18 protein-coding genes, 1 pseudogene and 1 riboswitch are annotated in these 20,113 nt (G+C 75.3%); of the genes and pseudogenes, 4 read left to right on the forward strand and 15 right to left on the reverse strand.

The window, feature by feature from the left end; translation table 11 throughout:
• Positions 1-144 precede the first annotated feature (144 nt).
• From BLR33_RS10195 to BLR33_RS10210, 4 genes are all read right to left on the reverse strand, one after another.
• A complete protein-coding gene (locus BLR33_RS10195) occupies positions 145-918 on the reverse strand; it encodes an alpha/beta fold hydrolase (RefSeq protein WP_093784012.1) in 774 nt (257 codons plus the stop codon).
• A gap of 146 nt (positions 919-1,064) precedes the next feature.
• Entirely contained in the window at positions 1,065-1,607 is a 543-nt protein-coding gene (locus BLR33_RS10200) for an RICIN domain-containing protein (RefSeq protein WP_093784013.1), read from the reverse strand.
• A gap of 149 nt (positions 1,608-1,756) precedes the next feature.
• Positions 1,757-2,281: a GNAT family N-acetyltransferase gene (locus BLR33_RS10205; protein WP_093784014.1), complete on the reverse strand. Its 525-nt coding sequence runs from the start codon at positions 2,279-2,281 to the stop codon at positions 1,757-1,759.
• A gap of 92 nt (positions 2,282-2,373) precedes the next feature.
• Positions 2,374-3,258, reverse strand: a complete 885-nt coding sequence (locus BLR33_RS10210; RefSeq protein ID WP_245771321.1) for a TIGR03619 family F420-dependent LLM class oxidoreductase — start codon at positions 3,256-3,258, stop codon at positions 2,374-2,376.
• A gap of 271 nt (positions 3,259-3,529) precedes the next feature.
• Here BLR33_RS10210 and BLR33_RS10215 point away from each other — a divergent pair, with 271 nt between their 5' ends.
• Positions 3,530-3,880 carry a DUF6193 family natural product biosynthesis protein gene (locus BLR33_RS10215; protein WP_093784015.1) on the forward strand — a complete coding sequence of 117 codons (351 nt, stop codon included), beginning with the start codon at positions 3,530-3,532 and terminating at the stop codon, positions 3,878-3,880.
• A gap of 91 nt (positions 3,881-3,971) precedes the next feature.
• Here the strand turns inward: BLR33_RS10215 and BLR33_RS10220 are convergent, their stop codons facing one another.
• From BLR33_RS10220 to BLR33_RS10255, 8 genes and pseudogenes are all read right to left on the reverse strand, one after another.
• A complete protein-coding gene (locus BLR33_RS10220) occupies positions 3,972-4,466 on the reverse strand; it encodes a hypothetical protein (protein ID WP_093784016.1) in 495 nt (164 codons plus the stop codon).
• A 7-nt stretch (positions 4,467-4,473) separates the two neighbouring features.
• Entirely contained in the window at positions 4,474-5,232 is a 759-nt protein-coding gene (locus BLR33_RS10225; RefSeq protein WP_093784288.1) for an ECF transporter S component, read from the reverse strand.
• A 184-nt stretch (positions 5,233-5,416) separates the two neighbouring features.
• The gene (locus BLR33_RS10230; protein ID WP_093784017.1) at positions 5,417-7,096 is read right to left on the reverse strand and encodes an ABC transporter ATP-binding protein; all 1,680 of its coding nucleotides are present in this window, start codon (positions 7,094-7,096) and stop codon (positions 5,417-5,419) included.
• A gap of 230 nt (positions 7,097-7,326) precedes the next feature.
• Positions 7,327-8,427 (reverse strand): annotated as a pseudogene (locus tag BLR33_RS10235) (energy-coupling factor transporter transmembrane component T); the annotation flags it as partial.
• A gap of 53 nt (positions 8,428-8,480) precedes the next feature.
• A complete protein-coding gene (locus BLR33_RS10240; protein WP_093784018.1) occupies positions 8,481-9,374 on the reverse strand; it encodes a hypothetical protein in 894 nt (297 codons plus the stop codon).
• A gap of 92 nt (positions 9,375-9,466) precedes the next feature.
• Positions 9,467-12,232, reverse strand: a complete 2,766-nt coding sequence (locus BLR33_RS10245; protein WP_093784019.1) for a prenyltransferase/squalene oxidase repeat-containing protein — start codon at positions 12,230-12,232, stop codon at positions 9,467-9,469.
• Between the two features lie 103 nt (positions 12,233-12,335).
• Positions 12,336-12,468, reverse strand: a riboswitch (cobalamin riboswitch).
• Positions 12,469-12,728: 260 nt separating this feature from the next.
• Positions 12,729-13,604, reverse strand: a complete 876-nt coding sequence (locus BLR33_RS10250; RefSeq protein WP_093784020.1) for an alpha/beta hydrolase — start codon at positions 13,602-13,604, stop codon at positions 12,729-12,731.
• Positions 13,605-13,669: 65 nt separating this feature from the next.
• A complete protein-coding gene (locus tag BLR33_RS10255; protein ID WP_093784021.1) occupies positions 13,670-13,978 on the reverse strand; it encodes a hypothetical protein in 309 nt (102 codons plus the stop codon).
• Between the two features lie 48 nt (positions 13,979-14,026).
• Here BLR33_RS10255 and BLR33_RS10260 point away from each other — a divergent pair, with 48 nt between their 5' ends.
• Positions 14,027-14,752: a maleylpyruvate isomerase family mycothiol-dependent enzyme gene (locus BLR33_RS10260; RefSeq protein ID WP_176930214.1), complete on the forward strand. Its 726-nt coding sequence runs from the start codon at positions 14,027-14,029 to the stop codon at positions 14,750-14,752.
• A gap of 65 nt (positions 14,753-14,817) precedes the next feature.
• Here the strand turns inward: BLR33_RS10260 and BLR33_RS10265 are convergent, their stop codons facing one another.
• Entirely contained in the window at positions 14,818-15,342 is a 525-nt protein-coding gene (locus BLR33_RS10265; RefSeq protein WP_093784023.1) for a TetR/AcrR family transcriptional regulator, read from the reverse strand.
• Positions 15,343-15,591: 249 nt separating this feature from the next.
• Between BLR33_RS10265 and BLR33_RS10270 the strand changes: the two genes are divergently transcribed.
• Together BLR33_RS10270 and BLR33_RS10275 are read left to right on the forward strand one after the other, a co-directional pair.
• On the forward strand, positions 15,592-15,882 hold the full coding sequence (locus BLR33_RS10270) for a hypothetical protein (protein ID WP_093784024.1): 291 nt from the start codon (positions 15,592-15,594) through the stop codon (positions 15,880-15,882).
• 103 nt (positions 15,883-15,985) lie between these two features.
• Positions 15,986-16,366 (forward strand): hypothetical protein, encoded by a 381-nt coding sequence (locus BLR33_RS10275; protein WP_093784025.1) that lies wholly within the window; start codon positions 15,986-15,988, stop codon positions 16,364-16,366.
• A gap of 108 nt (positions 16,367-16,474) precedes the next feature.
• Here the strand turns inward: BLR33_RS10275 and BLR33_RS10280 are convergent, their stop codons facing one another.
• Together BLR33_RS10280 and BLR33_RS10285 are read right to left on the reverse strand one after the other, a co-directional pair.
• Positions 16,475-17,791 carry a PP2C family protein-serine/threonine phosphatase gene (locus BLR33_RS10280; RefSeq protein ID WP_245771322.1) on the reverse strand — a complete coding sequence of 439 codons (1,317 nt, stop codon included), beginning with the start codon at positions 17,789-17,791 and terminating at the stop codon, positions 16,475-16,477.
• 585 nt (positions 17,792-18,376) lie between these two features.
• Positions 18,377-19,960: a CYTH and CHAD domain-containing protein gene (locus BLR33_RS10285; protein ID WP_143031670.1), complete on the reverse strand. Its 1,584-nt coding sequence runs from the start codon at positions 19,958-19,960 to the stop codon at positions 18,377-18,379.
• Positions 19,961-20,113: the final 153 nt, after the last annotated feature.

Consider the following 20,113-nt stretch of genomic DNA (forward strand, 5'->3'; position numbering starts at 1 on the left):
CCGTGCCCTTCCGCCCCTCACGACCGGCCCCCACCCGCCGACCGTAGACCACCCCGTCCACCCGCCGACCGTAGACCACCCCGTCCACCCGCCGGCCCGACCCGCCCCTGCCCTCACGGACATTCACCCGGGCGGGTCGGAGCGTCAGCGGTGGGCCGTCCACGTCTCCAGGAACGGCCGCACCACCGGCACCGCCAAGTCGGCGCGGGCGAACGTCTCGAAGTGACCGCACCCCGCAAGCTCCCGCAGGCGAGCGCCCGGTGTCCCGGCGACGCTCCGCCGGATCGCCGGCAGCGCGGCGTCACGGGAGCCGGCGAGGAACAACGACGGCACGACGGTGGCGGCCAGCGCTCCCAGGACGCCGTCCCGCTCGTCCAGTGCGAGGGTGAGCGCGGCCAAGGCGTGCGGGTCGGCCCGCTCCATCGCCGTACGCATCCACCCCGGCAGCGGGCCCTGCCGCTCCAGCCCGGTGACGAACGGCCCCACGCCCTGCGTGCGCAGGATCGCGGCCTCCTCCTCGGCCGACGCCCGGTCGGACACCGCTTCGGCGTGCGCGGCCCCCGCCACCACCCCGAGCAGCCGCGCGGGGTGCCGCGCCATGAGGTGCAGCGCGACGATGCCGCCCATCGACGCGCCCCACACCGCCGCCCGTTGGACGCCGAGGGCGTCCATCACGGCGACGACGTCCTCAGCCTGGCGCTCGATCCGGTACGCCGCCGGGTCGTGGGGAGCGTCGCTTCCGCCGTGCCCGCGCGCATCGACCAGGACCAGGCGGAAGTCGGTGAGCGCGTCCACGTATCCGGCGGAGCGCCAGGTGGTGCGGTCGCCGAAGAAGCCGTGCAGGAGCACGAGGGGGATGCCGCCGCGGCCGGCGGTCTCGTAGGCGATGCGGACGCCGTCGGTGGCGGTGGTCTCCATGGCCGGGAGACTGCGGGGTGAACGGCCGCGCCCGCAAGGCGTTTTCGACCGCACGGGCTCCGTTTCCGGGGGGGCGGGGCGGCTGCCGGCCGGGGGTCGGACGGGCCGCCCCGCCTGGTTTTCCTATGCGGCGCTCGTAAACGGAATCAGCCCACGAAGCCCCACGTCTGGCCGTTGTCACCGTTGTAGGACCACTGGACTATGGGGGTCTTCAGGGCGGTGCTGTCGCCGTTGCCCACGGAAATGTAGTAACCGGAATTCAGGTTCTGAATGCTGCCGTCCCCGTATCCGGCCCACTCCTGGTCGAGATTTCCGTTGCAGGTGTACTCGATGAGCTGCGAACCCTCTTTGGTGCTGGCACCGGGCAGCGCCAGGCACTTCCCGTAGCCGTTGCGGATCGTGCCGTCGCTGTACGGCCACCACGCCTGCGACGGGCTGTTGTTGCAGGTGTACTGGATGATCGGGGTGCCGTCCGCGGTGCTGCCGCCGTTGTCCACGGACAGGCACAGGCCCCAGCCGTTCACCAGGCCGGAGGTGATGGTGCCCTGCACGGCCTTCGCCAGGACTGAGTCGGCCGGCATGCGCTTCGGGGTGCTCGGCTCGGTGGCGGACGCCGACGTCACGGCGACCGCGCTGAGCGCGAGGGCCGACACGGCGGCAGCAGCGAGAGTACGGAAAGTCGGGAACATGGAACGCCCTTTCTCAATTACTCGGTGAGGACGCCTGATTCTGTCAGCCCTTTCGAATTCCCGGCAAGGGCGTACCGACTTCCGTTCATGACACCTCGGTGAATGGACTTGAACATTCCGGAATTCCAGGATGCGGCGAGTGGGCGGAATTACCGGTTCCCCGGGTGGTTTATCTGACCTTGTGTCAGGTCCTTGGCCATGACACGTTCCCGGCCGGTGCCGTCGGGGAGGGGGTCGCCCGGGATGTCGGTGTCGGTGAAGCCGTGGCGCTCGTAGAGGGCGATGGCCCTGGAGTTGGCCGGCATCACCGACAGGAGCAGGGTCCTGGCGCCCCGCTCGGTGGCCCACCGGGCGACCTCACCGATCAGGCTGTCGCCGACCCCTCTGCCCCGGGCCTCGGGGCTGACCCACATCGAGATCAGCTCGACACTGTCCGCCATCTCCTCGACCGGCATGCCACTGGCCATCCCTGCCGGCCGCCCGTCGAGCACTGCCACCACGTTGTGCGCGCCACCGGCCTCCAGCCGCCCGCGCCAGCGCTCCTCGCGATCCCCGTCCCCCTGCCACTGCGCCAGCGTCGACCCGAACGCGTACGGCGCCTCCGCCAAGGCGGCCAGCCGCAGCTCACGCCACAGCGGCCAGTCGTCCGATTCCAGAAACCGCAGTTCGATCATGCCGCCGACCCTCCCCCACCGACGGAGCCGGCGGCAACGGGATAAACGGCCGCTGCGTCACGTGCGTGCCCCTGGTCGAAGGGTGCTTCACCTCAGGCCAGTTGTGGTGCGACCTCGGCCGCGATCCACTCCATCGCCTCTCCGACGTGCTCGGCCGCGACGGGCAGCCACAGGGTGCAGGCGGTGAGCCCCGCCTCGGCGAGCTGCCCGAGGTCGTCGGCGACGCTCGCCGCGGTCGGCTGGGCGCCGCCGAGCGGCCGCCCCGGGGGTGGTGCGGCCGACGGCACACCGGGCGGAGTGAGGAACGCGGCCGAGGCGAGGGTGAGGTGGTCGGCACTCGCGTCGGCCGCCAGCGCGTGCAGACGACGTCGCACATCGGTGACCTCCGCGGCGTCGGCACCGGTGCCGTACCAGCCGTCGCCGAACCGCAGCACGCGGCGAAGGGCCGCGTCGCTGTGGCCGCCGACCCATACGGGCGGGCCGCCCGGGGTGGCCGGAGGGGTTCCCAGGCGCGCGGCGCGCAGCGTGGTGAACGGCCCGTCGAAGTCGGCGGGCCGCCGCATCCACAGAGCCTTGGCCGCCGCCAGGTGGTCGTCGGTGCGGGCGCCGCGTTCGCCGGCGGGGACGCCGACGGCGTCGAACTCGTCGGGATTCCAGCCGGCGCCGACGCCCAGGATCAGCCGCCCGCCGGACACGACGTCCAAGGTGGCCGCCTGGTTGGCGAGCACCAGCGCCGGGTAGTAGGGCGCGACGAGGACGGACGTCAGCAGCCGTAGCCGCGTCGTGGCGCCCGCGACGGCCGACAGCAGCACGAGCGGGTCGGTGTCGAGGCCGAACCCGCTCTCCAGGAGCCGGTTGCCGACCGCGACGTGATCGAAGCCCAGGTCCTCGGCACGGCGCGCGGCACGGAGCACGCTGCTTCCGTCATCGAGCGGCCAACGCGGCTGGAGGGAGACGCCGAGGCGCAGCAGGGGCACGGGGTGTCCTTTCGGCAGTGGTCCGGTGTCACCACAGGGGGGCCGTCACCGGACAGCCCGTCGCCCCACCCCAACTCCCCCGCCGCCTCGATTCATCCCCCCGCACCCAACGGTCACCCGTCCGGGCGCGCCGGGTCCGAAGCCTGATGTCCGCCGAGGCGTGCGCACAACTCGGCCCTCATTGCCGCTCGGGGCACTACGACGCTCTGGGAAAGTCCCTTTCAAGGGCGAAGGCTTGCCCGCAGTCGCCGTGAGTCTGGAAGATCATCCCATGCCCGAAGCCCCTGACATTGAGACGGCCTGGCTCCAACTGCTGGAAGGCACTCCCGGAACCCGGCAGGGGGATCCTCTGGTCGTCGAGGCGGCATACGCTCAGTCCCGACTGCGTGCCCTCTTCCCCTTTCCGACTCACGGCACGTTGCACTTCCTGTGTGCCGCACCGCCGCCATGGCCTGGGTCGGACAGGGATCGCCTGCCCTTCATCGTCTGTGGTGAACAGCCGTACAAGATCTACACGCCCGACTACGGCGAACTCCTCGGGGAAGCCGCGACCCCGGAAGAGGCTGCCGCGCTTCTGGTCGCTCATCTGCCGGACGCCGTGGGTGAGGACGCGGACGAGTGAGTCGTCACATGGCAAAACGAGGCTGATCACCGAAGGGTTCACTGCGGACTGCCGTGGCGGCGTCCGGCAGTGAGCAGCAGCGCAACAGACCTCAGAAGATGCCGAAGAAGCGGTGCCACCAGCTGGGGCGGTGGGCGTGGCTGGGGAGCGGGGTAGGGCCGTCGTAGTCGGCCTCGATCAGTTCTTCGGGGACGACGGCGTAGCCGAGGTCGGTCAGGGCTCGGTGGGCCTTGGCGAGGTCAGCGGGGTCCAGCTCACCTTCGGCCTGGGCCTCGTCGGTGCCGAGGAACGCGCCGGGGTTGTCGGCGCAGACAAGGGCGAGCGATCCGAACTTGCTGACACAGATCACGATCCGCGTCCCGCACAGGGTCGCTTCCGCGGGAACGGTGACGCGTCCGTACTCGCTGGAGTCCTGGGTGTCCTGCTCTGTCCCGCAGCGAGTGGCGAAGTCAGTCTCCAGGCGTGCCACCAGCTCGCCGAACAGGTCGGCGGTTGCCTGGCGGTCGTAGCCGCGCGGCCACTCCAGCCACTCCGGGTCGTCGAGCCTGCGCAACAGGGTGAGCAGATCCGCTTCGCTCCGTGTCATCCGGGCATCATGCCGCGGGCGGTGGTGGGGTGAATGTCGCGGGGGTGGTGAAGGCTGCGCGGCGGGCGGCGCGGCGGAGGGTGGTGAGGGCGGGTGGGCCCGCGAGGAGGACGCAGACGAAGGTGGTGGCCGCGCGGCCGGTGTCCCAGCCGAGGGAGGTGGCCGCGTCGTAGGCGAGGTAGCGGTGCCACTGCTGGGTGAAGGGCAGGCCGGGGAGGTAGGCGATCGAGCTGCCGGGGTCGGTGGAGAACGGCCAGAAGGAGAGGTTGAGCAGGAAACCGAAGAGATAGCCCGACGCGGAGCCGTACACCGCGAGCATCGCGATCTCCGCCTTGCCGCGCGCCCGCGGCAGCAGCCCGGCGAGCATGCCGACGAAGGCGCAGCCGAACATCTGGTACGGCATCCATGGCCCGACCCCGCCGGTGAGCAGCGCGGAGGAGAACATCGAGGTGCAGCCCAGCGCGAAGCCGAAGCCGGGCCCGAAGACCCGCCCGGCGAGCACGAGCAGGAAGAACACCGTCTCCACCCCCGCGGTGCCCGCGCTCAGCGGCCGCAGGGCCGCGTTGACGGCCGAGAGCACGCCGAGCATCGCCAGCGCCTTGGCATCGATCCCCCCGTCGGCGATCTGCGCGAACACCACGGCCAGGACGAGCACCAGCAGCACGCCGAAGATCAGCGGCGGCGCGTAGGAGGCCCCGAACCGCCCGGGCGCGACCACGAACGGCCAGAAGAACGCGACGGCGCCGAGGAAGGCGGCGAGCGCCATGGCGACGACGGCGGTGGCGTGCACGCGAACGGCCCCGCCGGCACGGGGTGTTGAGCGATGCGGGGCAGATCCCGTACGGGGTGCGGCGCTCACGAGGCGGCACCGGGTACGGGGCCGGGTCGGCCGGCCGTGCGCGAGGCCGGGGTGCCGGCTCGGCTGCGCGCCCGCCGGCGCTCCGCGGGGCTCACCGCGCACCCGCCAACTGCGCCAGGGCGCGCTTGACCTGATCCACCGTCAGGAACGCCAGCGGGGCCAGGATCTTGGCCGGTTGCGGGGCGAACGCGGGTGAGGACACGATGATCTGCGCCGTCGGGCCGTCGGCGACGATCTCGCCCTCGGCCATCACGGCGACCCGGTCGGCTGCCGCGGCGGCGAACTCCACGTCGTGGGTGGAGATCACCACGGTGCGGCCCTGCGCGGCCAGCGCGTTCACGATGCCGGTCAGGGCCTGCTTGGCGGGGTAGTCGAGGCCGCGTGTGGGCTCGTCGAGCAGGACGACCGAGGGGGCGGCGGCGAGTTGGACGGCGAGGACGAGGGCGAGCCGCCTTCCCTCGGACAGGTCGCGCGGGTGGGTGGCGCCCTCGATGCCGGGCGCGAGGCGGTCCAGGATGCCGCGGGCGTGACCGGCCGCGGTGCCCGACTCCCGGTCCGCCTGGGCGAGTTCGGCCGCGACGGTCTCCAGGTGGAGCAGGTCGGCCGGCGTCTGCGGGACGAGGGCGACGGCGCCGCGGGGCCCACGGTTCCGTCGTCCGCCGAACAGCCCTCGCCGGGCGGCCTGTTGCGCCGCGCCGGGCGCATCCTCCGTACGAGGGGCGACCCGTACCGTCCCGGCCTGCCGCGGTCCTGCGCCGTGCAGCGCCCACAGCAGCGAGGACTTGCCGGAGCCGTTGCGCCCCATCAGCGCGGTCACCTCGCCGGCGTACAGGTCGAGGTTCGCCTCGCGGACGGCGACCGTCTGGCCGTGGCGCACGACGACGCCCCGGGCGGACAGCAGCGGTCCGCCGCCGGACCCGGTCGGGGGCCGCTCGGGCCGGGCGGGCGGTACGGGCTGCCCGGCGAGCCGTTCCCGCAGCGGCCGGGCGGCCCGGCGGGCGTCGCGCACCGACAGCGGCAGCGGGTCCCAGCCGGCGAGCCGGCCGAGGTCGACCACGGGCGGCGCGACGTCCGCGGTACGGAAGACGGTCGCGGGATCGCCGCTGGTCACGCCGCCGTCGCCGGTGAGGTGGACGATACGGTCGGCGTACTGCACGACCCGCTCCAGACGGTGCTCGGCGAGCAGCACGGTGACGCCGAGGTCGTGCACGAGGCGCGTGACAGTCGCGAGCACCTCCTCGGCGGCGGTCGGGTCGAGCGCGGAGGTGGGCTCGTCGAGGACGAGGACGCGCGGGTGCGCGGTGAGGACGGACCCGATGGCCACGCGCTGCTGCTGGCCGCCGGACAGGCCGGCGAGCGGGCGGTGCCGCAGGTCGGCCAGGCCCAGCAGGTCGAGCGTCTCCTCCACGCGCTTGCGCATCACGTCCGCGGGGATCGCCAGCTGCTCCATGGTGTAGGCGAGTTCCTCCTCCACGGTGTCGGTGACGAAGCCCGCGGCGGGGTCCTGGCCCACCACGCCCACCACGTCGGCGAGTTCGCGCGGCGGATGGTGCGCGGTGTCGCGGCCGTCCACGGTGACCCGGCCCGCGAGGGTGCCGCCGGTGAAGTGCGGGACGAGCCCGTTGACGGCGCCCAGGAGCGTCGATTTGCCGACGCCGGTGCGGCCGACCACCAGGCACAACTCCCCTTCCTCGATGTGCAGGTCGACATCGCGCAGCACGGGCGCGGCGGCGTCGGCGTAGCGGACGCTCACCTGGTCGAAACGGATCACGTCGGGTCCTCGGGGGTGGCGGGTGCGGGGCTTGCGAGGGCCGCGGGCTTGCTCACCGGGGCGGGATCGAGGGCTGCCGGCGCCTTGCGCGGGGACTTTCCGTGGGTGGGCGCCCTGTCGGCAGGCACCTCGCTGCTCGGCGCCTTACCGCCGGATGCCGTGTCGCTGGATCCCTTGTCGCCGGGCGCCTTCTCGCCGGACACCCTGGTGGCGACCGCCTCACTGCCGGGCGACGGCACCGTCCGTACCGGCGGCGGAGCCGCGAACGCCGCCGCCCCCGCCAGCAGGATCGCCGCCGCGGGCAGCCACGGCAGCGGCGGCCACGCCAGCGGGTACAGGCCCGGGTTCAGGGCGGCCGGGTCCTGCCGCGCGGCGGCGACCAGTACGCCCGCGCACAGGCAGCCGCCCAGCGCGACCGACCACTCCGGTGCCCGCCAGGGGTCGGGGCGGTACGCGGTGCGCCGTACCCGGCGGCCGCCGAGGGCGAGGCCCGCGCAGCACAGCAGGGAGCCGGCGAGGAGGGCGGGCAGGCCGAAGGCGGGGGGCGCCGAGGCGTCGAGCAGTCCGTAGGCGCCCGTGCACAGGCCGAGCATGCCGAGCAGCATGAGCGCGGCCGTCGTCCGCCGGTCCCGGCGGGTCGCGGTGCCGGCGCGCCCGTAGCCGCGCGCGTCCATGGCGGCGGCGAGCCGCAACGAGCGTTCCAGCGCGTCCTCCAGGACGGGGACGAGGATCGCCCGCACGGCCCGCGGCCCCGTGGCCGGGTCCGGCCGCAGCCGCCGCGCCCGGGCGACGCGCTGGACGGATTCCACGAGTTGGGGTGCGACGCTCATGGCGACCGTGACGGCGACGCCGAGTTCGTACAGCGCGCCGGGCAGCACCCGCAGGGCGCGCTTGGGGTTGGCGAGGGTGCCGGCGGCGCCGACGCAGCACAGCAGGCAGGCCAGCCGCAGCCCGTCGACCGCCGCGGAGAGGACGGCCTCCAGGGCGACGGGCCCGCCGACGCGGACGCCGGAGTACCAGCGCGGCAGGGGCACGTGCGGCAGCGTGAGCAGGACGTGGTCGCCCGGGGCGTCGGCGCCGGTGAACACGCACCGGAAGAGGACGCGCAGCGCCACGACGGTCAGGGCGAGCCACAGGTAATAGCGGAAGCCGCGGGCCCAAGGGGCGTCGCTCCGCCGCTCGCTCACCACGGCCCCGAGCACGGCGGGCACGAGCGCGAGCAGCAGCGGGTTCGTGGTCCGGCTGACGGCGACGGCGAGCGCGAGCCCCCAGATCCACCAGGCGACGGGGTGGAGCCCGCGCGCGAGCCGCGGAGCGCTCCGCGCAGGCACGGGCCGTAGGTCGCCGCCCGCGGTGGGCTCGCCCGGGTGCTTGCGCACCCCCTTCACCCGGTCCTTCGGCGGTGGCGGACCCGCAGGGCCACCGCTCCCGCGATGACGGCGACGGCCGCCGCGGCGATGGCCGCCGGGGCCAGGGAGCCCGAGGAGTGGTGGGCCGCCGGCGCCGGGTCGGCGTTCTGCACGGTGGGCTGGGCGGCGGCCGTGGCGGCGGGTGCCGTCGTGGGTGCGGTCGTGGGCGCGGCAGGCGTCGGCGAAGCGCTCGTCCGCGCCGGAGTTGCGGTGTGCCGCGGGGTGGCCGCCTGCTTCGATGCGGGGTGGCTTGCCTTCACGGGCGGCTTCGCCGCGCTGCCGGAGGTCGCGCGACGCGGCGGCGTACCCGCGCCGGAGGCCGCCGGGTGGGCGCGCAGGGTGTCCGGGGAGATGGCCGGGCGGCCCTGGGAGCCGTTCGCGGAGGTCGCGCCGAAGGTCCACAGGTCCACACTGCCCGGGGCCGGGTGCTGGGCGGTCGGGCCCGAGGTGGCGTAGGTCCAGGTGTTACTGCCGGGAGCGGCGTACCAGGAGGACCAGTACGCGGTGGCAGGCGGCGTGACCACGCAGGCGTCGTCCTTGGCCGTGGGGTACTGCGTGCCGCCGTGCCAACCCGCGTACCCGATGCGGCAGATGAAGGTCGGTCCGTCGTGCTGGGTGCCGGTGGTGGCCCAACCGCCCTGGTTGAGCAGGGCGTAGCCGGTGGTGGGCGTGCCGCCGCAGGAGCGCAGCACCGGCCCGCCCCAGTGGCCGAAGTCGACGGCGACCACGGCGCCGGACGCCCCCGTGCACGCGCTCATCGGCTCGGCCGAGGCGGCCGCGGGTACGGCACCGAAGGACACGGCGGCCAGGAGCAGCGCCCCCAGGAGGGCGAGGCCCCCGAGCGTACGGCGCGGGAAGGCGCGGCTCACTGATCCACCCAGGCCTCGGTCACCGCCCTTGGCCACCGCGACGGCGCACGATACGGCGGAGTCCGCGGACCTGCGGCGGGACGACGCCCGGCTCACCGGTGGCTCCCCGTGCGCCCCGGGCTCCTGCGCCGGCCCGCGGCCAGCGCGACGGCGCCCGAACCGGCGAGGAGCAGCGCGAGAAGGGCCACGGTGAGCGCGCTTGAGCCCGTCGCGGCCAGGATGCCGCCGTGCGGGCCCGACGTGCCGGACGCAGAAGTGGCGCTGCCCGGGCCCGAGGACGATGTCGCGGTCGGTGAACCGCCGCCCGGCGCGGGGGTGATGGGGCCGAGGGCGCGGGTGAGGGTGGCCAGCGGGGTGCCCGCGAGGGCGGGGACGGCCTGGGTGGTGGAGCGGATGTCGGAGCCGCCCGCGGCCTCGGTGACGCGGAAGCCGCCGTCGGTGTTCTGCACCCCGCGCAGGAACTCCTGCCCGTCGCGGGCCTGTCGCGGCCGCAACCGGTCGGTGGCGAGCAGCGCCTGCACCGCCAGGCCGGTCGAGTTGCTGTTCACACCGGCCGCGCCCTGGTAACCGCCGCTCTTCTGCTGCGCCTTGGCCAGGTACGCGCGGGCCGCGGCCACCGCGTCGGCGTGGCCGGGCAGCACCGCGAGGGCCTGCACGGCGTACCCGGTGGTGTCCACGTCCGAGGTGCAGTCGGCGCCCTCGGCGATCAGTGTCGAGGAGAACCCGCCGTCCGCGCACTGGAGTTGCAGCAGCCGCTCGACAGTCGCGGCGGGCGGGGTGGCACCGCCGCGGGCCAGGGCGAGGACGCCGAGGGCCTGGGAGACGGTGGAGTACGCCTGGTCGAAGTCGCCCGCGGCGGAGCAGGAGCCGTCCGCGGCGGCGGCCGCGCAGACGTGGCCGGTGAGGGTGCCGAGCAGGTCGAAGCCGCCGAAGTGGCGCGGGTCCTGCCCCATCACCTCGGCGAGCAGGGCGAGTTTGGCGGCGGCGCCGCTGTAGGGGCCGGGGAAGTCCGACGTGCCGGCCGGGTCGGCGTAGTCGGCGACGTGCCCGGCGAGATAGGCGGTGGTGCGGGCAAGTGCCTTGTTCTGGCTGCCGGTCGAGGCGAGCGCGAGGGAAAGGTCGGCGGTCAGGCCGTCGTCGGGGCCGTAGTCGTTGGACAGGTGGTCGGAGCCGCCGAGTTGCCGGGCGAGGTAGGCGGCGCCGGAGGCGGCGGCCTTCTGGTCGGGCAGGTCCCGCAGCAGGGTGCCGAAGGACGTGCCGGCCGCGCCGCCGGCGGCCTGGAGTGAGGCGCGCAGGTCGGAGGCGCTGCTGCCCGCCGCGACGCGGAAGCCGCCGTCGCGGTTCTGCTCCGCGGCCAGGAAGGCGCGGGCCTCGGCGAGTTGGGGAGCGTACGCCGCGGCGTCCAGGCCGAGGGCTTGGACGGCCAGGGCCGCGGAGTCGACCGAGTCGCCGGCCGCGCCGGGGAACCCGCCGTCGGCCAGCTGCCGGCCGGCGAGCCAGGCCAGGCCCTTGCTGACGGCGTGCGCGGCCGTGTCGCCGGGCAGCAGGTCGAGCGCCATGACGGCGGCGGCCGTGCTGTCCACGTCGCGGTCCCCCGTGGCCGGGATCAGGCTCGGCCAGGCGCCGCTGGGGTCCTGCAGGCTCTGCAGGAAGGCCGCGGCCGCCTCGGTGTCCGCCCCCGCCCGGGCCGCCGCGATGACGCCGAGGGACTGCGCGAACACCGAGCCCGCGTAGGCGTATTCGCCCTCGGCGGCGCATCCGGTGGCGGTGCCGGTGTGCGTGCAGAGGGTGCCGTCGAGTGCGGCGATCAGATCGTGGCCGCCGTAGGAGCGGGGGTCGGCGCCGGTGGCCTCGGCGGCCAGCGCCTCCTCGGCGAGGGCGCCGCCCTGTGCGGTGGGGGTGCCGATCAGGGTCCAGGAGTCGATGGTGCGGCCGCTCGCGTCCTTGCCGTGCTGAAGGAAGTCCGTCATCGAGGTGAGGGCGGTGTCGGCGCCGCCGGTGGCGGCCAGGGCGAGGACGCCGTCGAGGGTCAGGCCGAAGTCGGCGGAGCCGGTGCCCGGACCGGCCTCGTAGAAGCGGCCGTCGACCAGTGTGCCGCGGCCGGTGAGGTAGGCGACGGCCTTGGCGATGTCGGGGGCCGGGGCCGGGCCGGTGGGCGCGGTGGTGGCGGTGCCGGTCGGCGAACCGCCCGTGGGTGAAGGGGTGGCCGTCGTGGGAGGGGTCGTCGTCGAAGTGCCCGTCGGCGTCGCGGTGGCCGTGCCGGTCGGCGTCCCGGTAGGTGTCCCGGTCGGTGTGCCCGTGGGTGCCGCACCGGCCCGTACCGAGTCCGGTGGGAAGGACGGTCCGCCCGTCGTACCGCCCGTGTCCGTCGTGCCGTACACCCATGCCTGGGCCTCGCCTGCGGCCGGGTGGTCGTCGAGGGGCCCGAGCGGGCTCGCGGTCCAGGTGTCCTGCCCGGCCGGGGCGGTCCAGTACGACCAGTGGGCGCCCGTGGCCGCCGTCGTGCAGGGGTCGTCGGCGGGGGTCGGGTACGCGGTGCCGCCGTCGAAGCCCGCGCTGCCGATCCGGCAGACGAAGCCGGGGCCGTCATGGAGCGTGCCGGTGGTGGCGAACCCGGTGTCGTGGAGCAGGTCGAGGCCGGTGGCCGGGTGGGCGTCGCAGCCGGTCAGCACGGGGCCGTGCCAGGGCCCGAAGTCCACGGCGACGACCGCGCCGGCCGCCGGCGTGCAGGCGCCGGCAGGGGCGGCGTGCGCGGGGGTGGCGGCCGTGACCAGGCTCGCGGCGAGGGCGCCCAGCGCGAGGACGGCGGATGCCGCCGTTGCGGTGGCGCGCGGTCTGCGCCCGGCGGTACGAAGCACGGTGGCCCCCCGTTTCCGGCCGTCGAGGAGCGGCCGCGGAGGTACGGCCGGCAGCGCGGGGCGTGCCGGCCGGTGCGTCCGTGCCGTAGTCCTCGACGGCGATCGTGACTGGCGGTTCAGCGCAGGTGTTCCGGCTCGCCCGCCGCGCGGCGGGCCTACGGTTGCGGGTCAGCGCCGGACTCGGACCGGCTTCCCCTGCCTGCTGAATCGGAAATGCGCTTCATGGCACCATGCCGGGCGCCCTGCCGTCAATGTGGCGGGCTGTCGGCTTCGCCACCCTCTCCCGGGCCGCGACGTGCGTGTGACGTGCGGATCTCCGGCGGAGGCGGCACGCGCTCCCCGGGGCACCCGGGCATGACGTGCGGCTCGCGCGGGCTGCCCCGTTCACCCCGAGCGAGCCACGGCCCGAGGGGCCGCGCGGGTCCCGTGGGTGGGCAGGGCGTCCACGAGTGCGCGATAGGGGGCGCCGGCACGAGCGGGACGGTCGCGGTCCCGGCTACCTGCCGCTGTTCGCGGCGAGTTCGGCCACGACGGCGTCGAACGCGGTGACCACCAGGGAGAGATGGCCTTCGGCCGGCTCCAAGTGGACGGCGGCTCCCGGCAGGTGGGCGGCAAGCCACCGGCCGTGGGCGTAGGGCACCATGCGGTCCTCGGCGCCCTGCCACACCGAGACCGGCGGCGTGATCGAGGCGAGGTCGAAGCCCCAGGGCCGGACGAAGGCGAGGTCGTCGTCCCGCCAGCCGGCGATGCCGGTCGCGACGGAGGCGCGGAACATCGCGGCCGTGTACGCGGCGAAGTCGTCGGTGAGGGCGCGGCGGTCGACCTCGGAGACGAGGCCGCCGAGGGCGGCGGCGATCTCGGCGGCCTGCACGTCGGCGAGGGCGGGGAGCTGGGCGGTCAGGAAACGTGTCAGCGGCTCCTCGCCCGCGACGACGGCGCCGAACTCCTCGATGTTCTCCTCGCCCATGCCGTCGAGCCAGTCGAGCCCGTCCGCCTCATAGGGCGCCACTCCCGCGAGGGTGGCGGCCGCCAGGCACCTCCCGGGGAGCAGCGCGGCGCTCGCGAGGGCGTGCGGGCCGCCGCCGGACCATCCCACGGTCACGAACTCCTCGTCGCCCAGCGCGTCCAGCAGCGCGGTGATGTCGCCGGCGACGTCGGCCACGCTGCGGCCGGGCCGGGGCGACGAACCGCCGTACCCGGCGCGGCTGTAGGCCACGACCTTCATGCCGTGCCGCGCGGCACTGGCGACGATCGGCTCGAACAGCACGGCCGCGGAAGGGGTTCCGTTGTGCACGACGAGCGGCAGGGCGTCGGGCGCCCCGGCCACGAGGTACTCCAGCGTCCGCCCGTCGGCGAGTTCCAGTCGCTCCATGCGGGCAGGCTAGCGTGCCCCCGCTCCACGGCGTGAGGGCGAACGCCCGCCGACCGACGCGGTTCTCATGCGGGCGGAGGCACGTGGGGGGTCGTCGGCTCCCAGGCGGTGAGGGTGAGGTGCCCCGCCGGTTCGGCGACGACGTCGACCTCGATGGTGCTCTCGTCGGGGAAGCGGAGGGTGAAGACGGGGCCCAGCTCCATCAGGAAGTCGAACCCCTCCTGGTGCTCCGCGGAGAGCGCTTCGGCGTGGACGGCCCGGCAGCTCCAGCCGGACCCGCTGCCGGCTACGGTGACGTCGACCGGGTAACTGCCGAGGCAGGTCGAGCGGTTGGCCCACCACTCGAGCACGGCCGGGCCCTCATGGATGTCCACGCCCCCAGTATCGGCGGCTCGCGTACCGTCTTGTGCGGGGAGGTCGGGATGGGTGAACACGGTTTTGATGCCGCGGCTCTGTTGGGGTGGATCAGTGGGGCGACCGCGGAAGTGCTGGAGACGGCGGGGCGGTTCGGGGAGGACGAGGTGCGGGGAGCGTCCCTGCTGCCCGGGTGGTCGCGGGGGCACGTGCTGACACACCTCGCGCGGAACGCCGATGGGGGGCGGCGGCTGCTGGTGTGGGCGAGGACGGGGGTGGAGACGCACGAGTACGCGAGCCTGGAGGCACGGGCGGCCGAGATCGAGGCGGGCGCCGGCCGCGGCGCCACCGAGCTGCTTGCCGATCTGCGGGACAGCGCCGAGCGGTTCGCGGCGGAGTACCGCAGAATGCCGGCCGAGGCGTGGCACCGTACCGTGCGCTGGACCCGCGGGCAGCAGCACCCCGCCGCCCGTGCCGCCGACGCCCGGCTGTCCGAGGTGCTGATCCACCACGTCGACCTGGCCGCCGGCTACACCTCCGCCCGGTGGCCGGCCCCCTTCGTCCGCATGATGCTCCCCCGCGTCGTCACCTCGCTGAGCACCCGCGAGCAGACCCCGGCGGTGCGGCTGCGCGCCACGGACACCGGCGCCGCCCACACCCTCGGCACCGCGCCGGCAGCCACCGTCGAGGGCCCCGCCCACGCCCTGCTCGCCTGGCTCCTGGGCCGCTCCCCGGGCACCGCCCTCACCCTCAGCGGCACCCCACGCCTCCCCACGATGCCTGCCGTTTACTGACCCCGTCTCAGCGACGGCTTTTCTTCGCGAGGCGGCACAGGCTCGTGCCAAGGGCGCGCGCGTCGCTACTGGGGTTGCTTCAGGCCTGCGATCAGGAGAGTGACCAGGCGGCGGGCGTCGTATGTCGTGCCGTGTTCCGCGCCGATGCAGAGCTTGCCCACGCCGTGCACGAGCTGGATCGCGTCGATGTCCGCGGTGACCTCGCCCGCGGCGGCCGCGGCGGCGAGCAGGGTCGCGCAGACGGGGACGAGACGGTCGAGGAAGCAGGCGTGCAGCGGGTCGAAGCAGGGATCTTCGGACTGCAGGACGGCCGCCAGGCCGTGCTTGGTGACCAGGAAGTCCACGAAGCGGGCGATCCAGCGGGCCAGCGCCGCGTGCGGCGACGGGCTCTGCGCGAGCAGGGCGGGCCCCGCCTCGGCAAGGGCCTCGACCTGGTGCCGGTAGAGGGCGATGATCAGATCGGCCCGGGTCGGGAAGTGGCGGTAGATCGTGGCCGTGCCGACGCCCGCCGCGGCGGCGATGTCGCGGATCGGAGCCTCCACGCCGGAGGTGCGGCCCACGGTGGGCCAGGTGTTCAACTTGTACGACATCGTGGCGGCGCACACCGCCTTGGAGCTCGGTGGCCACTCCGGCAAGCTCGTGGTGACGGTCGGCCCGGAACGGGCGGCCGCGCGGGGCGCCGCGTCAACCGCCTGACCGGGCCGGACCGGCCGGGGCCCCGCACCCCCTGGGGCCCGGCCGGACGGGCGCGGCGGGCCGGCCACGGGCCCTTTGCGGGCGACCCGATGCGGTACTGGCGGGACGGGCGTGGCAGGCTCTGGCGTGCGGGAACCCTTGCGATGTGCGCAGACGTTCTGCACACCAGCGAACGCCAGGAGATCACCATGACCCACCGCCGCACCCCCGGCGCCCCCGCCGGCCCCGGTGTGACCGCGCCCTCCCCGGGCGTGCCCGGCCCGCGCCGTGCGAGGCGCGAGCCGCCCGGACGGCCGCAGCCGGACGCCGGCGGCCCGCGCGGCGCCGCAGTCCGCGCGGCCGAACTGGCGGCGTGCTGCGTCGTGTCGATGGTGATCATCTTCGTGGTGCTCGGCGTGGCCGCCGCCGTGGCGTTCATCGTTCTGAAGGGTTAGCTCCGGCAGCTTGCCGAGGGGCCGGGCCGGCGGGCGGTGCCGTTTCCTCCGCCGGGGCGGGGGCAGCCGAGGCTTCAGGAGGCTCTGCCCCAGGGAGGTTTCGATGGCCAGGCACGCGCACACGTCCGAGGCGGCGCAGGAGCACACCGGCGGGACGGACAGCACCGACGGGACGGACTACGGCCACGAGCCGCAGCGCCCGGACGAAGGGGTGGCCGCGCCCGGCGGTACGGGAGCGGCCGGGCGGGAGCACCCGCTCGCCCCCGAGCAGGTCTACGAGCGCGATGTCCCGCTGACCTGGCAGACCGCGCCCGATCCGGCGCCGCGGCCCGAGGAGTACGGCGAGCAGTGGGGCCGTACGCCGCTGCCGGTCCAGGAGCCGGCGGACGAGCCGCGGGGCGCGAGGACCGGCGCGGTGGTCTTCCTCGGCCTCGCCCTGCTCGTGCTGCTCGTCGTGCTCATCGTCGGCCTGCTCCACCGCTGAACCCGCCGTCCACGGCGCCGGCATGACGGCCCGTCGATCCGTACCGCCCGGGTGTCGGCGGGATTCACGCCGACTCGGCTGCCACGCAGGTGAAGTGACGTCCCGTCATCAGCTCTCTGGATCGGGTGCGTCGTCAGGGACGCTCACGGCCAGCAGCGCCACGTCGTCGGCCGGGGCCTGGGAGAGGCCGGCCAGGAGCCCGTCGCAGAAGGCGTCCGGGGTCTCGCGGGCGAGCGTGGCGGCCTCCCGGCGCAGCCGGGTCATGCCGTGGTCCAGCCCCTCGCCGCGCCGCTCGATCAGCCCGTCGGTGTAGAGCAGCAGTGTGGAGCCCGCGGGCAGCGCGACGGTCGCGCTGGTGCGGGGCAGGCGCGTGTCGACGCCCAGCAGGAGCCCGTTCGCCTGGTCCAGGTAGCGCGTCTCGCCGTCCCCGGTGACCAGCAGCGGCGGCAGGTGCCCGGCCGAGGAGAACTCGACGTGCCACAGGCCGCTGCCGGGCCCGTCGATGATGCCGTAGACGCAGGTCGCGGTGGTGGTCGGGTAGAGCGTGTGCTGGGCGAGGTCCAGGCGGTGCAGGATCATCTCGGGGGGTTCCTGGCGGTCGCAGGCGATGCCGCGGAGCATGTTGCGCAGCTGGCTCATGCTGACCGCGGCCCTCAGGTCGTGGCCGGTGACGTCCCCGATGATCACCGCGGTGCCGCCACCGGGCAGCTTGAAGCAGTCGTACCAGTCGCCGCCGACCTCGGCGGTGCGCTGCGAGGTGACGTAGCGCGCGGCCATGTCGAGGTGGTCCACACCGGGCAGGGCGGGCAGCAGGGAGCGCTGGAGGCGCTCGGCGACGTGCTCGACCTCGCGGTGCAGGCGGGCGTTGTCGACGGCGAGGCCGACGCGCTGGCCGACGTCCTCCACGAGCGCGAGTTCGTCCGTGCTCAGCGGCGGGTGCCCGTCGCCGCGCATGACGGTGAGCGCCCCCAGCACCTCGCGGCGGGCGCACAGCGGGGCGGCGATGGCGCTGTTGGCGCCGTGCCGGTCGATGAAGGCCGCGGCCGCCGCGTCCCAGGGGGCGAGCCCGCCGCCGGAGCGCAGGTCCTCGGACGTGACGAGGACCGGTCCCGCGCCGCGCAGCACCCGGGCCAGCGGGCCGTCGCCCCGCACGGGCGTCGGCGGCAGGCGGGCGCTGTCGGCGGCCGGGGCGTCCACGCCGTCCCTGGTCGCCGTGCATGCGCGCCGCACCCCGCCGGCCGCCGCGAGCAGGTCCACCGCGCACCAGTCCCCCACCCGCTGGGCGAGCAGCCGGCTGGTCCGGGCAAGACCCTCGCGGGCGTCCATGGTGCTGGCCAGGGCCGAGTTGACGTCCGCCACGACCGTGAGGCGGTCCAGCGCCTGCTGGAGGGCGGAGTCGACGTCGTACTCGTCCACCTCGTCCACCAGACCGCCTCCCTGGCCCGCGCGCCCCACACGCGCGGCACCGGCCGTCCCGCCGCCTGCCCGCTCTCCCCACTCTCCTCCGCCCCCGCGCCGCCCGCACCCGGGCGCCACTGGGGTCCGAGCGGACCGGATACGGGCAGTGCGCACGCGAACACGGAACGGTACGGGGCCCGCAGGAGCAGGCGGGACGGTCACCCGAGGGGTCTCGGAGGGCGGCGCCTGCGGCCGTGGAGCGGGTACAGGGAAGTGCCGGGGTGCACCCGGTGCACAAGCGCCCTCGGACGGTGACAGTTCCGGGCGCGGGACGGGGACACGGCGCCCTGCGAAGGGGCAGTGGGCGAGAGCAGGCGGCGACGGCTCCCAGGCGCAGAGCGCTGCGGGCGCCGCAGACGGGGCCCTCGGGCGGCGCTGTCACGGCGCTTCGGGCACCGGGCGGCGGGCTGCCGCCCGTGCCTCGCAGGCAACCTCCGGCCTCGCGCAACGGCCCCGTGCTCCGCCGACCCGCGGGCGTGCTCCGCCGACCCGCGGGCGCCACCCACCGGCCCGTGGGCGCCACGCAACGGCACCCGCCACGCAACGGCACCCTCAGTGCAGCCGGCTCACCCCGCGCTTCACGGCGCGGCGGGCCGCCTTCGGGAAGTGCTGCTGGAGGTCGGCGATCGCTGCCTCCTGCTCGGCGTGGAGGAGGCCGTAGCCGAAGGTGTCCGCGCCCGAGCGGTGGGCCGCCGCGGACAGGGACAGGAGGGCGCCGCGGGCGACGACGGCGTCCTGGTGCTCGCCGAGCAGCTTCTGCAGCGCCTTGGTGCGCTTCAGCAGCCGCCGGGCCGGCTTGCCCGTGACGGGGCGGGCGGTCTCGGCGGTGTGCCGGGCGCGCCGGGCGGCCTTGCGGACGCCGTGCAGGGCGCGCTCGCGGGCCGGCCCCTCGGGGGCGTTCTCGACGGCGGCGATCCGCTTCAGCAGCCGGCGCCGGTCGTGCTCGGCGGCCTTGCGCAGCTGCTTGGCCGCGGGCTTGGCTGCGGCCGGCCGCAGCGGCGGGTCGGCCAGCAGTGCGTCCAGGGCGTCCAGCAAGGCGAAGTAGCGCGGGCTGTCCAGCGCTTCCACGGCCGCCTGCCAGGCGGGGTCGTGCCGGGCCCGCTCCTGCTCGCCGATCCGCTCGGCCAGGCCGCGCAGGGCCGGGCGCAGCTCCGGGGCGCGCCGCTCCAGCCGCCGGGCCTGCGCGGGCAGCCGCTCGGCGAGCACTTCGTGGTCGCGCGGGGCGGCCAGCAGTCCGGTGAGCCAGTGGAGTTCGCGGACGACGGGGTCGGTGCGGCGCCGGTCGAGCACCTTCCTCTGGCCGCGCAGCAGGCTGCGCAGGCGACGGGCCGCGGAACGCATCCGGTGCAGGGCGTCGGGCTCGTCGAAGCGGGTGCCCGGGTCGGCCTGCACCAGGGCCGTGGTCTGCCGGGCGAGCCGGTCCATGACGGCGGCTCCGGCGGAGCCGGGTCGCAGCCGGCGGTCGTCACCCGCGGGCGCCGACCCGGCCTCCACAGCCCGCAGTTCCTCGGTCAGGGCGTGCTGCAGCTTGTGGGCGCTGCCGGAGGGGCGCCACCCGGCGGCGGCCAGCTGTTTGCGGGCGGCGCGCAGCAGTTCGGGGCCGCCGTCGGCCAACTCGACGTCGATCTCGGACCATTGGGTGATCCGGGTGCAGGTGCCCTCCTGGCCGCCGGCGTGCAGCGGCGCGGCCCCGGCCGGTTCCCCGTCCAGCGTCTGGGCGGCCACGGTGTCCTGCGTCAACTCGGCCAGCTCCCGGCCGTTTTCGTCGAGCAGTACGTGCCGCCGCCGGTGGGTGCGCAGGTGGGCGACGGGCACGACGTCGCGGCCGCGGGTGAACACCGCGGTGCGGCGGCGCAGTTCGCCGGGAACGTCACCGGCTTTCCCCGGCACCGCCATGTGCCGTGTCTCCTGCGGGAGTTCGACACGCCAGCCGGTGTCGGTGCCGCCGCTCCCGTGGCGCAGCGTGACGCCGTCGAGCAGCAGGCGCAGGTCCGCGGTGTCGTAGTAGACGGCGTCCAGCTCTTCGGGCGCCTCCTCCCGGACCCGGGCCACCGCGGGCAGCGTACACAGGTCCTGCGGGTCGAACTGGCCGGCTCCCTCGAATTTCGCCTCTCGTTCAGGTTGCGTGGTCGTCATGTCCTTGCGGCTGCCCGCTGCCGCCGCGGCCATGCGCGCGCGGACGGCGCGCCGGGCGATCCGGGCACCGGTCCTCGGCCCACACGGCCGGGCCGGAGCCCGGGCCGGGCGCGCTGAGCACGGTGACCGCGGGCAGGCTGCCGGGCGCGGGCG

Source organism: Actinacidiphila guanduensis (genome assembly GCF_900103985.1).
Classification (GTDB): Bacteria; Actinomycetota; Actinomycetes; order Streptomycetales; family Streptomycetaceae; genus Actinacidiphila; species Actinacidiphila guanduensis.